9 protein-coding genes are annotated in these 11,989 nt (G+C 65.0%); 3 read left to right on the forward strand and 6 right to left on the reverse strand.

Annotated elements, in window-relative coordinates; all coding sequences use genetic code 11:
• Positions 1 to 120: 120 nt before the first annotated feature.
• From ASE52_RS21165 to edd, 4 genes are all read right to left on the reverse strand, one after another.
• Positions 121 to 2,220, reverse strand: a complete 2,100-nt coding sequence (locus tag ASE52_RS21165; RefSeq protein WP_057229022.1) for a TonB-dependent siderophore receptor — start codon at positions 2,218 to 2,220, stop codon at positions 121 to 123.
• A gap of 286 nt (positions 2,221 to 2,506) precedes the next feature.
• Positions 2,507 to 2,806, reverse strand: coding sequence for a DUF805 domain-containing protein (locus tag ASE52_RS21170; RefSeq protein ID WP_010462236.1), 300 nt, complete (start codon positions 2,804 to 2,806; stop codon positions 2,507 to 2,509).
• A 234-nt stretch (positions 2,807 to 3,040) separates the two neighbouring features.
• Positions 3,041 to 3,670, reverse strand: coding sequence for a bifunctional 4-hydroxy-2-oxoglutarate aldolase/2-dehydro-3-deoxy-phosphogluconate aldolase (eda, locus tag ASE52_RS21175; RefSeq protein WP_057229024.1), 630 nt, complete (start codon positions 3,668 to 3,670; stop codon positions 3,041 to 3,043).
• Between the two features lie 147 nt (positions 3,671 to 3,817).
• Positions 3,818 to 5,587 (reverse strand): phosphogluconate dehydratase, encoded by a 1,770-nt coding sequence (gene edd, locus ASE52_RS21180; RefSeq protein WP_057229647.1) that lies wholly within the window; start codon positions 5,585 to 5,587, stop codon positions 3,818 to 3,820.
• A gap of 95 nt (positions 5,588 to 5,682) precedes the next feature.
• On the opposite strand from edd, the gene ASE52_RS21185 reads away from it, so the two are divergent.
• Positions 5,683 to 6,591 (forward strand): SMP-30/gluconolactonase/LRE family protein, encoded by a 909-nt coding sequence (locus tag ASE52_RS21185; RefSeq protein ID WP_057229026.1) that lies wholly within the window; start codon positions 5,683 to 5,685, stop codon positions 6,589 to 6,591.
• 27 nt (positions 6,592 to 6,618) lie between these two features.
• Positions 6,619 to 7,104, forward strand: coding sequence for an OmpA family protein (locus ASE52_RS25840; protein ID WP_140426307.1), 486 nt, complete (start codon positions 6,619 to 6,621; stop codon positions 7,102 to 7,104).
• Positions 7,105 to 7,177: 73 nt separating this feature from the next.
• On the opposite strand, the gene ASE52_RS21190 is transcribed toward ASE52_RS25840, so the two are convergent.
• Both ASE52_RS21190 and pgi read right to left on the reverse strand, forming a co-directional pair.
• Positions 7,178 to 8,401 (reverse strand): AGE family epimerase/isomerase, encoded by a 1,224-nt coding sequence (locus ASE52_RS21190; protein WP_057229028.1) that lies wholly within the window; start codon positions 8,399 to 8,401, stop codon positions 7,178 to 7,180.
• Positions 8,402 to 8,528: 127 nt separating this feature from the next.
• Complete coding sequence (gene pgi / locus ASE52_RS21195; RefSeq protein WP_057229030.1) at positions 8,529 to 10,091, reverse strand: glucose-6-phosphate isomerase; 1,563 nt, start codon at positions 10,089 to 10,091, stop codon at positions 8,529 to 8,531.
• 187 nt (positions 10,092 to 10,278) lie between these two features.
• On the opposite strand from pgi, the gene zwf reads away from it, so the two are divergent.
• Positions 10,279 to 11,733 carry a glucose-6-phosphate dehydrogenase gene (zwf, locus tag ASE52_RS21200; protein ID WP_057229032.1) on the forward strand — a complete coding sequence of 485 codons (1,455 nt, stop codon included), beginning with the start codon at positions 10,279 to 10,281 and terminating at the stop codon, positions 11,731 to 11,733.
• Positions 11,734 to 11,989: the final 256 nt, after the last annotated feature.

The raw sequence follows: 11,989 nt of genomic DNA on the forward strand, positions 1-11,989 counted from the left end.
GCATTGGCACTGTCCCGTGCCAGTGCCGCCGTGCAAGGGCCGCCAAGCTGCGTATGCGGCGCTGCACTTGGTGCACGGGCGTCTTCCCCCGGGGGGGAAGACGCGAAGCGGCTAAGGGGATTAAAACCTATACGTCGCGCTCAGCACCACATTGCGGCGCGCGGCCCACCAGCAGTCGCCACGCGCCAGGCAGGTGCTCATGTACTTCTTGTCGGCCAGGTTGCTGATGTTCAGGGCGTAGCGCCAGTCCTGGCTGTCGTAGGCCAGCAGCGCATCCACGACACCCGCCGCCGGCACCTTCGGCCCCGTGCCATCACGGAACGACGACAGCCAGCGATAACCCGCACCCGCCGAGAAGCCGCGCACGCCGCCAATGGAGAACCGGTACACGCCCCACACGGCAGCCTGATGGCGCGGCAGGTTTTCCAGCAGCGGATCGACATCGGTGTAGTTGTAGTGGGCGGTCAGGTCGAACGCTGTGGCCACACGGGCCTTGTACTCCAGCTCCAGTCCCTTGTTGCGGGTCTGGCCCACCTGCAGCGAGTTGTTCGGGTTGACCGGATCAACCACCTTCTGGTTCTTTTCCTTGAGGTCGTACACCGCCGCCGTGAACTGGGTGGCGCTGCCTGCGGGGGCGTACTTCACGCCCACTTCGATCTGCTCGCCTTCCAGCGGCTTGAAACGCTGGCCGTAGGTATTGGTGCCGCTCACCGGGCTAAAGGATTCTGCGTAGCTGACGTAGGGTGTCCAGCCTCCGGCCAGCTGGTACATCACGCCCAGGCGCTTCGTGGTGTCGCTCGTGCGGTCATCTGACTGGCCCGCCAGGCTGTTCACGGCGCGGTCGTGGCGCAGGCCGGCGATGAAGATCCAGCGGCCCCATTTCATCTGGTCCTGCACATACAGGCCGTTCTGGCGCTGCACGTTCTCGGGTTTCGCGACAAGCGTCGGATTCAGGACGTTGCCGTACACCGGGGCGTAGGCATCGATGGGCGCGTTGTATGCGTCGTCGGCCTCATTCTTGTTTTCGGTCTGCCGGTTCCAGTCCACGCCCAGCAGCAGCTGGTGGCTCAGGGCCCCGGTGGTGAGGTTGCCCTGCAGATGGGTGTCCACCGCGGCCATGCGCGTGCGCGTGATGTTCTTGCCGTACAGGCGGCCGATCAGCCGCTGGTTGACGGGGTCTGCACCCCAGCCGCCGGGGATGGTGAAGAAGTCGGCGTAGTGGTAGCCGCCGCGATTTTCGTTGCGGGCCAGGCGCAGGTTCTGGCGCACGGCCCACGCGTCGTTGAAACGGTGCTCGAACAGGTAGCCGATGGATTCCCGGTCACTGTCGTAATAGTCGCCGGGCTCTCCGATGAAGCGGCTGATGGGCAACATGCCGTTGGGATTGGGCAGCAGCGTGCCTGACCAGGGCAGGAACTGCGAGGTGGTGCCACTGCGGTCCTGCTGCCAATGGGCCTGCAGGACCAGCGATGTGGCCGCACTGGGCCGCCAGGCCAGGGACGGAGCGATCAGGCGGCGGTCATCCGGCACGTGGTCCACCTGGGTATTGGCATCGCGCGCCACCGCCACCAGGCGGTACGACCATTCACCATCCGCGGTGAGGGGGCCGGTCAGGTCGGCCTGCAGCTGCTTGCGGCCCCAACTGCCAAGCTGCACGCCCACTTCGCGCTGCGCTTCTTGCTGTGGGCGCTTGCTCACCATGTTGACCACGCCTGCCACCGTACCTGCGCCGAACAACATGCCCGAAGGGCCGCGAAGCACTTCGATGCGCTCCAGCGCATAGGGCTCTGCAGGGGTGGTGCTGGTGTAGTAGTTGTAGTTCTGGCGCAGCCCGTCGAGATAGGTGTCCGGGGTGCTGCCGCGCACCCGGACGCTGTCGGCCCGGCTGTCCAGGCCGTAAGCATCGCTGCGCACCCCTGCCGCGTACAGCAGCGCCCCCTGGAACGTGGTGGCGCCCTGGTCCACCAGCTGATCGCGCGTGACCACCGTCACGGACTGGGGGGTTTCGGCCAGCGGTGTGTCGGTCTTGGTGGCGGTGGCAGCATTGCGGGCACGGTAGCCGACCACCGGTGCGGTGGCGGACTCCTTCTCGGCGCTGGCGTCCACTCGCACCTCCGACAGGGTGGCACTCACACCTTGCGCCGAAGCCCTTGCGGGAAGAAGACCGAATGCCAACGCGATGCCCAGGCATACCGCTGTCTTTTGATGAAGGATGGCCATGGTTTTTAATAATGAGAGTAAGAATGATTCCCATTTTAAAAACCAATCATTGCCTGCCGGGCGCGTTGTCGTACGACGACAACATCTCCGTTCAAAACAGTTCAATTCATTTGCTTCTGTTTTTATAGCAATTAACGCTTTACCTTCAAGCGCTGGAGCCATTTTTTACCAAGAATCGACCCGCAACACCGGCACCCCCTCACCGCCCCCATCAAAAAAGCCCGCTGGCCGTGGGGCCAGCGGGCTTGGTGCGGGCGGACCCAGGAGGTCCGCTGCGCCGTAAGGATCAGCCCTCGCTGGGCTGCACCCACCAGTAGATCAGTACCAACACGCCGATGCCGGTCAGCGTCAGCAGTTGCCACCAGCCCGAGCGGCCAATGTCGTGCAGCCGGCGTGCGCCCACGGCAAATGCGGGCAGCACCAGTGCGATGGAAACGATGCCGGAGATGACGTCTCCGAGGAAACTGGCCGCCACCATCACCACCACCTGGAACAGAAAGAACCACCAGAATTCGGAGCGCACAGCGCGGCCCGAGAAACCAGCGTACTGCGTCAGACAGCTTTTGATAGCCGAAACAAAATCCATACAGAACTCCCTCTCTTTGAAACGTGAAGCCGTTGTGGCAGGGACAAGCCCCGCGCCATGATAGGGGTGCGCAGGGCAGCAAGTCCACAAGCCAGTGATCCCAGCGCCTGCGGCCACCCTCCGCCGCCGTACCTTGCAGCCGAACCACCACGCAGCGATTGCTTCTCTTTTTATAGCTATCAACGCATACTGAACAAGCGCCAGCTTCCTATTTCATCCAAAATCCTGGCGAACTCACGCAGCCTTGCGCAACGCGTGTGTCTCGCGCGCCAGCTGGGTGATGCGCGCCCAGTCGCCCGCACGCACGGCGTCGGCGGGCGTCAGCCACGAGCCGCCCACGCAGCGCACATTGGGCAGCGCCAGGTAGTTGGGCGCAGTGGCCAGGCTGATGCCCCCCGTGGGGCAAAAGCTGACCTGTCCAAACGGGCTGGCCCAGGCCTTGAGCAGCGGAATGCCACCCGCAGCCTCGGCCGGGAACAGTTTGAGGAACGAAAAACCATCGGCCAGCGCCGCCATGATTTCGCCGGACGTGGCCACGCCGGGCAGCAGCGGCAGGTTCAACCCCTTGCAGGCGCCGCCCACTTCGGAGGTGTAACCCGGGCTCACCGCAAAACGTGCACCCGCGTCGCTGGCACGGCGGGCGTCGTCGGCGTTGAGCACCGTGCCCACGCCCACCACCGCCTCCGGCAGGTGGCGCGCAATGGCCTGAATGGAAGGCAGGCCCGCTGCGGTGCGCAGCGTCACCTCCAGCACCTTCACGCCACCGGCCAGCAGGGCCTCGGCCAGGGGCAGCGCGTCTTCCACGCGGTCGATCACGATGACGGGGATGACGGGGCCATGGCTGGCGATGTCGAGAGGGTTCATGGGTTTGCTCCTTAATTTTGAGTACCGCAAGCGGCGTATGAAACTGGCGCGATGGAATGCGAGGGCCACCGTGGAACTGGCTTCGCCAGGCCACCGGTGGCGTCCCCCTGGGGGGATGACGCGAAGCGGCTCAGGGGGGCATCTTGCCTACAACCATGTGCAGGCTCCTTGTTCGGCACCGCCAGCGTGGCGGCGAAAGTTGGCAAACAGTTCACGGCCAAAGCCGGTGACGGGGCGCGCGGTGTACGGCGCCACGGGGCGGGCTGCCCAGGTGGCTTCATCGACCAGCACATCCAGCGTGCCCGCCACAGCGTCCACCCGCACGATGTCGCCGTCCAGCACCTTGGCCAGCGGGCCACCCGACATGGCCTCGGGTGTCACGTGGATGGCGGCGGGCACCTTTCCCGATGCGCCGCTCATGCGCCCATCCGTCACCAGCGCCACCTTGAAGCCCTGGTTCTGCAGCACGGCCAGCGGCGGCGTGAGCTTGTGCAGCTCGGGCATGCCATTGGCCTGCGGGCCCTGAAAGCGCACCACGGCCACCATGTCCTGCTGCACCTCGCCCGCGCTGAAGGCGGCGAGCAGTGCCTCTTGCGAATCGAACACGCGCGCAGGCGCTTCGATGATGTGGCGGTCTTCGGGCACCGCCGAGACCTTGATCACCGCGCGACCCAGGCGCCCTTGCAGCAAGCGCAGCCCACCGGTGGGCGAGAAGGGTTTGGACACCGGGCGCAACACGGTCTCGTCGCCCGACACCGCCGGAGCGCCCTGCCCGCCTGCGGCGATGCCTCCCGCGTTCACGCTCATCACATCGGGGTGCATGAAGCCGCCAGACAGCAGCTCCCGCAGGATCCACGCAGGGCCGCCTGCGGCCTGGAACTGGTTCACATCGGCATCGCCATTGGGGTACACGCGGGCCAGCAGCGGCACGGCGGACGACAGCTCGTCAAAGTCCGACCAGTCGATCAGGATGCCCGCGCTGCGCGCAATGGCCACCCAGTGGATCAAATGGTTGGTGGAACCGCCCGTGGCCAGCAAGGCCACCATGGCGTTGACGATGCAGCGCTCGTCCACCACGCGCCCGATGGGCGTGAAGCGCGATCCGCGCTTGCCAATGTCGAGCACCGTGCGGACGGCCTGGCGCGTGAAGGCTTCGCGCTCTTCGGTGCCGGGTGGCGCAAACGCCGCACCAGGCACGTGCAAGCCCATGGCTTCCAGCAGCATCTGGTTGCTGTTGGCCGTGCCGTAGAAGGTGCAGGTGCCGGGGCTGTGGTACGCAGCGGACTCGGCCTTGAGCAGCTCATCACGCCCCACCAGGCCCTGCGCGTACTGCTCGCGCACCTTGGATTTGTCCTTGTTCGACAGGCCCGTGCCCATGGGCCCTGCGGGCACAAACACGCAGGGCAGATGCCCGTAGTGCAAGGCACCGATCAGCAGGCCGGGCACGATCTTGTCGCACACGCCCAGCAGCAGCGCACCATCGAACACATCATGGGACAGCGCTACCGCAGTGGCCATGGCAATGGCATCGCGGGAGAACAGCGACAGCTCCATGCCGGGTGTGCCCTGCGTCACGCCGTCGCACATGGCTGGCACACCGCCTGCCACCTGCACGGTGGCCTGGTGCAGGGCGGCTTCGTCGCGCAGGATGGCGGGGTAACTTTGGTACGGCTGGTGGGCCGACAACATGTCGTTGTAGGCCGTGACCACGCCAATATTGGGCGCCTTTTCGACCGTGATCTTGAACTTGTCGGCGCCGGGTAGCGCGGCATAGGCGTGCGCGAGGTTGGCGCAGCCCATGCGCTCCTGGGTGGGTTTGCGGGCCAGCATGTCGTCGATGCCGGCGAGGTAGGCAGAGCGGGTGTCCGTGCTGCGCTGGATGATGCGGGCCGTCACGCGCGCTACGACTGAATGCATGGGATGCTCCATCGGTGGGTAAGCCCTCGGATTGGATACGGGGCTACTGTTTGAGTGCCCTAGAATGTAACTCGATAACCATCTCACTTCAACCCATGACCCTGCAGCGCCTGCCCCTTCCGCCCTCCGAGCTGGGCGAATCGCCGTTCTGGCACCCTGAGGAAAACTGCCTCTACTGGTGTGATATCCAAGGATTCACGGTGAACGCCTGGCGCCCGGCGGACGGCCAGCACCGGCAATGGAAGACCCCCAGCGAACCCGGCTGCTGCGCACCCGCCGCGGACAAAAAAATAGTAATCGGGTTACGGGACGGCTTTTACCTGCTGGACACCGTCAGCAGCGCACTTACCCTGCTGGCGCCGCTGCCCCCGGCCCAGCACGACACCCGCATGCTGCGCCTGAACGATGGCCGCTGCGACACGGCGGGCCGGTTCTGGGCGGGCTCGGTCATCACCCCCCGCACGGCCCCCGATGCCGCGCTGTGGCGGCTGTCGGCATCGGGCGGCGGCTACGCCGTGCAGCACATGGCGGGCGACAACTTCACCGCCAACGGCCTCGCATTCAGCCCCGACAACCAGTTCATGTACTGGTCCAACACGCCGGAGCACCGCATTGACCGGTTTGACTTCGACGTGGCCACCGGCACCATCGCCAACCGCCAGCCCTGGGCGCGGTTTGATCGCAAGGTGGACGGCCAGCCGTACGGCGGCAGACCCGATGGTGCGGCAGTGGATGTGGAGGGGAACTACTGGGTGGCGATGTACGAGGGGGCGTGTGTGCTGCAGCTGTCACCAGCAGGCAAGGTGCTGCAGCGCATTGAAGTCCCAGTGCAGTGCCCGACCATGGTGTGTTTTGGGGGGGAGGATTTGCGGACGCTGTTTATTACGTCGGCGCGGGCGGGGCGGCCGATGGAGGAAATGGACGCAGCGATTCCGGCGGGGTCTCTGTTCAGCGTGCGCGTGGAGGCGCAGGGAATGCCGGTGAATTTTCTCCAGGGACAATAAGCGAGGGCACTCCAGAGGCGTTTCACCATGAACTACACCCTTCGAACATGTGCCGCCCTCTTCGTGGGAAGCTGCCTGGCCTTTGACGCGTCCGCTCTGAGCCTTAAGGCGCTCAAGACACACGTAGTTCGATTCCATGAAAGTGGTGTCACGCTTCCCGCTGCAGATCGGCAAGCAGTGGCCACATTTGCGAAATCTCTACGTGAAGCGGATTGGTGTCCGCTGGTAGCTGTGATCGGTGAGGCGAAGTTTCTACCCGGAAAACACGACACCAAGACCATGGCCGCAGCCAGAGCCGCCTATGTCACGAATCTATTGAAGCGAAACGGCGTCCCAGCCCAAGTGCTCTTCTTTTTTGTCCAACCCTCCCCCACCCTATCTGCATCGGTTGAGATTGAAGCTGTGGGTTCCCCATCAAGCCCCGGGTGCAAGCACCCTAGGACAGAGGAGGGCTTTCGTCCTTCCACGCCCGAACTCGAACCGAACACCGGCGTCCCGGCGTTCATTCGCTAGTGCGTAGCAGCGCAGCCGTCGCGCCAGAGACAAGGGCAGACATAGCATCCGTGCACCAGCACGCGGTGCTTTGCTAGCGACCAACCACCCCCAGCACGTCATAACACGCCCCCATGTTGTGATAGTCCACCTTCCCCGCATTGCTCTTCTCGCGGGTGGTGTTGCGGTTGTCGCGGTGCAGGATGCGAAACCAGGCGCCGTGTTCGTGGTCCACAAAGTGCTCCCAGCAGTAGGCCCAGATGCGGTCGTACCACTGCCAATACCGATCGTCACCCGTGCGCACAGCCAGCACGGCGGCAGCGGCCATGCTCTCGGCCTGCACCCAGTGGTATTTGCCGTCGTCGCAGATGCTGCCGTCCGGTGCCATGCCGTAGACGATGCCGCCGTGCACGGCATCCCAACCCTTCTCCATCGCTGCGTCGAACAGAAACCGCGCGCAAGGCAGATGCCAATCTGCTGGCGCCAGGGCGTCGAGCTGCAGCAGCAGCTTGGCCCATTCGGTCTGGTGGCCGACCTGGTAGCCCCAGGGGCGGAAGATGTTGGTGCGGTCATGGCGGTTGTATTCCCAGTCCACGGACCAGTCGGCCTGGTAGTGCTCCCACACCCAGCCTTCGGCAGCGGGGGCCGATGCGCGGTCCGACAACGACGCCTGCCGCTGGCAGATGCCCTGCGCGAGCTGCTCTGCACGCTCGATGTAGCGGCGCTCGCCCGTGGCGCGAAAGGCCGAGATCATGGCCTCGCAGGCGTGCATGTTGGCGTTCTGGCCCCGGTAGTCGGTCAGCACCCAGTCGGGCGATGCCTCGTCGGCGTACAAGCCCTGCGCGGGCTGCCAGAAGTGCTGCTCGGCGGTGTCGAAAGCCTCGGCCAGCCAGCCGCGCGCCTCGGGCACACCGGCTTCAAAAGCCCGCGCATAGGCCAGTATCACAAACGCCATGCCGTAGCAGTGCCGCGTGCCGTCCAGCACAGTGGCGCGGCCGCCCTGCCAGTCGATGAGCCAGGCGTAGCCGCCGGTGGCAGGGTCGAGGAACGCGGTGCGCAGAAACTGCAGTGCGTGCAACATGCCGGCCTGGTAGCGCGCCTCGCCCGTGGTGCGGTAGAGCATGGCGTGCGTGACCACAAAACGTGTGGCGCTGACCAGGTGGCGGGTGCGCGTGTCGTACACCGTGCCGTCGTCCAGGAAGAAGTGGTACATGCCGCCGCTCGCGTCGGTGGCCACGGGCTCGTAGAACGCCATGGTCTGGCGGATGTGCGCGCGCAGGAAGTCGGGCGAGCGGAAATCGGGCTGGGATGCGGTCATGCAAGGGTCCTCGGCTGCCGCCATCACCACCTAGCACGCTGAGCTTTTCGAAGCGCTGCGCCCAGGCTTCGACAAGCTCAGCCCGAACGGAAGGGGATGGGGCGAACGTGTTGGGTTTTTTGGGGGTTCAGTCGTGGGCGCGAAGACGCTCCAGCAACCCTGCCGTGGAGCCATCCAGCCCCGCAGCGTCGCCACTGGCCAGACGCGCCTCGATGTCCTTGGCCAGCACCTTGCCCAGCTCCACGCCCCACTGGTCAAAGCTGTTGATGCCCCACAGGCTGCCGCTCACGAAGACGCGGTGCTCCTGCAGCGCGATCAGCGCGCCCAGCGATGCGGGGGTGAGTGCATCCAGCAACAAGAAGGTGCTGGGCCGGTTGCCCGGGAAGTGGCGGTGGCCGTCTTCGCCTTCCTTGCCCACCATCAGCGCCTGGGCCTGCGCCAGGGCGTTGGCCAGCAGCTTGTTGTGGTGGCCCTCCAGGGGGTGGGTGGGCTGGCGCACGGCGATGAGTTCCAGCGGCAGCACGTCGGTGCCCTGGTGCAGCATCTGAAAAAAAGCGTGCTGGCCGTTGGTGCCCGGCTCGCCCCACAGCACGGGCGACGTGGCGTGGGGCAGCGGCTGGCCATCCAGCCCCACGCGCTTGCCATTGCTTTCCATCTCGAGCTGCTGCAGATAGGCCGGCAGGCGGCGCAGCGCCGCGTGGTAGGGCGCGATGCAGCGGCTGGTGAAGCCATGGAAGTTGCGGTACCAGATGTCCAGCAGGCCCAGCCGCACGGGCAGGTTCTGCGCCAGGGGTGCGGTGCGGAAGTGCTCGTCCATGGCATGGGCACCGGCGAGCAGATCGCGGAAGCCCTCGGAGCCAATCGCGATCGCGATGGGCAGGCCAATGGCCGACCACAGCGAGTAGCGCCCGCCCACCCAGTCCCAGAAGCCGAACGTGGTGGTAATGCCCAGCGCCTGGGCGGCGTCGACATTGGTGGTCAGCGCTGCGAAGTGGCGCCCCACATCCTGCCCGCCTTGCGCGGCAAACCAGGCCAGCGCCGAGCGCGCGTTGGTCATGGTTTCTGCGGTGGTGAAGGTTTTGGAGGCGATGAGGAACAGCGTGCTCTCGGGCTTGAGCGTGCGCAGTGTGGTGTGCAGCTCGTGCCCATCCACGTTGGAGACAAAGTGCAGCCGCTTGCCCCGTGCACGGAACTGCTCCAGCGCCAGCACGGCCATGTGCGGGCCCAGGTCCGAGCCGCCGATACCGATGTTCACCACGTCGGTGATGGCGCCATCCGCACGCACCGCGTCGGCATAGGCCAGCATGGCATCCAGCGTGGTGTGCACCTGGTCCAGCTTCTGCGCAATGTCCGGCCCGTCGCCGGGCAACGCCAGGCCCCGGGGCCGGCGCAGCAGCGTGTGCAGCACGGCACGGCCTTCGGTGCTGTTGATGGGCTGGCCGCCGAACATGGCGTCGCGGTGCTGCGTGAAGCCACAGGCACGGGCCATGTCCAGCAGCAGTGTTTCAGTGGCAGCGTCCCACAGGTTCTTGGACAGATCCGCAAACACCTCGGGCGCATGCTGGCTGAAGTGCCCGAAGCGCTGCGCATCGCTGGCAAAGGCCTCCCGCAGATCCAGGCGGCTGCCATCTGCAGAGAACGCGGCCTGCAACTGAGGCCACTGCGGAGTTTGGTCGCAACGGAGGGACATGGTGGATTCAGGATGTGGGGAGGTGAAAACCGGCGAGATAGTAACTTGATTACACAATTTATCCGATACTTTTCTGCACACGAACTGTCAAAAAACGTTTTACATCCTCTACAGCTACACAATTCAATGTAACGAGATTACAATTTCCAGCCTCAGACGCACAACAACACCCTGATACGGAGACCCCATGAGTTTTGACCTTGTCCTGTTTGGTGGAACAGGTGATCTGGCCTGGCGCAAGCTCATGCCCGCATTGTTTCAGGCGTTCCGGCATGGAACCCTGCCAGAGGGGGGCCGCATCATTGCGGTGGCACGCGACGAGCTGAGCCATGAACAATACCGCAGCCTGATCCAGTCGCGTTTTGACAGCGTGGAACTGGCCAAGCGCCCCACCCCGGACGAGTTCGAACGCTTTGGCGCGCTGCTGCACTACCTGCGCATGGACCTGTCCAAAACCGACGACTATGCGCGCCTTGCCGCCATGCTGCACGAGCGCAGTGCCGACTCGGTGGTGATGTATGTGGCCACCGCGCCCAGCCTGTTCACCAACGTGTGCGAGCAGATCGCCGCCGTCGGCCTGAACGGCCCCACCACCCGCGTGGTGCTGGAAAAGCCGCTGGGCCACGACCTCAAATCCAACCAGGCCATCAACGACACCCTGCGCCGCGTACTGAAGGAAGAACAGGTCTTTCGCATCGACCACTACCTGGGCAAGCCCTCGGTGCAGAACCTGTTTGCCATGCGGTTTGGCAATGCGCTGTTCGAGCCCCTGTGGCGGCGCGAAACCATTGCCAACATCCAGATCACCATTGCCGAAGAACTGGGCGTGGAAACGCGTGGCGCGTTCTACGACCAGACAGGCGCCCTGCGCGACATGGTGCAGAACCACGCGCTGCAGCTCTTGTGCGCGATTGGCATGGAGCCACCCATCAACTCCAGCGCCAACGCCATCCGCGACGAAAAGCTCAAAGTGCTGCAGTCGCTCAAGCCCTGGAGCATGGAGACCATCGGCCAGCATGTGATTCGCGGGCAATACAGCGCAGGCAACGCGCAGGGCCACGCCGTGCCCGGCTACCTGCAGGAAAAAGGCGTGGCCCCCGGCAGCACCACCGAAACCTTTGTGGCGCTGCGCACCGAGATCAGCAACTGGCGCTGGGCCGGTGTGCCGTTCTACATCCGCACGGGCAAACGCCTCGCGGGGCGCGACGCGCACATCGTGGTCAACTTCCGCCCCGTGCCGCACCCCATCTTCAAAACACCCGCAGGTGCCGCCAACCGCCTGGTGATCAACCTGCAACCCAAGGACGGGCTGGAGCTGCACCTGCTGGCCCAGGGCGCCGCCCAGCACCAGACGGAGCCCGCCCTGTCGCAGGTGCAGCTGAACCTGGACTTCGACCAACGCTTTGGCACCGAGCGCGTGGGTGCCTACGAACGCCTGCTGCTCGACGTGATTGCAGGCCGTCTGAATCTGTTCGTGCGCAGCGACGAACAGGAGGAAGCCTGGCGCTGGGTAGAGCCCATCCTGCAGCACTGGAAGAACGACCCGGTGGGGCCACGCCCGTACATGGCGGGCAGTTGGGGGCCGAGCTCGGCCAGCGCAATGATTGCGCGCGATGGGTATTGCTGGAGTGAAGAGATGTGACCTCTTGAGGCGCGGCGCGCCTTCCCCGTATAGGGGCGAACGCTCCCAGCGCGGCGGGGCGGCCCTTGAGCGGGAGCACTGGCCTATGCAGCGCGTGTTTGAGACATTGTTGGCGCAATCAGAAAGCAAAACGGGCTCCCATCTGGGAGCCCGTTTTCATGCATGCAATCGTCGTTGCACGTCGTGTGTGGGGAAACACTCCCCATGGCAGCAGCACCCGCGAAGTGCCGCCACCATGGGAAGGCCCGCAACTGCG

The sequence above is a fragment of the Acidovorax sp. Root275 genome, from assembly GCF_001428965.1.
Classification (GTDB): Bacteria; Pseudomonadota; Gammaproteobacteria; order Burkholderiales; family Burkholderiaceae_C; genus Acidovorax; species Acidovorax radicis.

Excerpts from the sequence above, each read along its gene's own strand:
- ASE52_RS21165 (WP_057229022.1), bottom strand. The coding sequence starts at position 2,220 with ATGGCCATCCTTCATCAAAAGACAGCGGTATGCCTGGGCATCGCGTTG.
- ASE52_RS21170 (WP_010462236.1), bottom strand. The coding sequence starts at position 2,806 with ATGGATTTTGTTTCGGCTATCAAAAGCTGTCTGACGCAGTACGCTGGT.
- eda (WP_057229024.1), bottom strand. The coding sequence starts at position 3,670 with ATGAACCCTCTCGACATCGCCAGCCATGGCCCCGTCATCCCCGTCATC.
- edd (WP_057229647.1), bottom strand. The coding sequence starts at position 5,587 with ATGCATTCAGTCGTAGCGCGCGTGACGGCCCGCATCATCCAGCGCAGC.
- ASE52_RS21185 (WP_057229026.1), top strand. The coding sequence starts at position 5,683 with ATGACCCTGCAGCGCCTGCCCCTTCCGCCCTCCGAGCTGGGCGAATCG.
- ASE52_RS25840 (WP_140426307.1), top strand. The coding sequence starts at position 6,619 with ATGAACTACACCCTTCGAACATGTGCCGCCCTCTTCGTGGGAAGCTGC.
- ASE52_RS21190 (WP_057229028.1), bottom strand. The coding sequence starts at position 8,401 with ATGACCGCATCCCAGCCCGATTTCCGCTCGCCCGACTTCCTGCGCGCG.
- pgi (WP_057229030.1), bottom strand. The coding sequence starts at position 10,091 with ATGTCCCTCCGTTGCGACCAAACTCCGCAGTGGCCTCAGTTGCAGGCC.
- zwf (WP_057229032.1), top strand. The coding sequence starts at position 10,279 with ATGAGTTTTGACCTTGTCCTGTTTGGTGGAACAGGTGATCTGGCCTGG.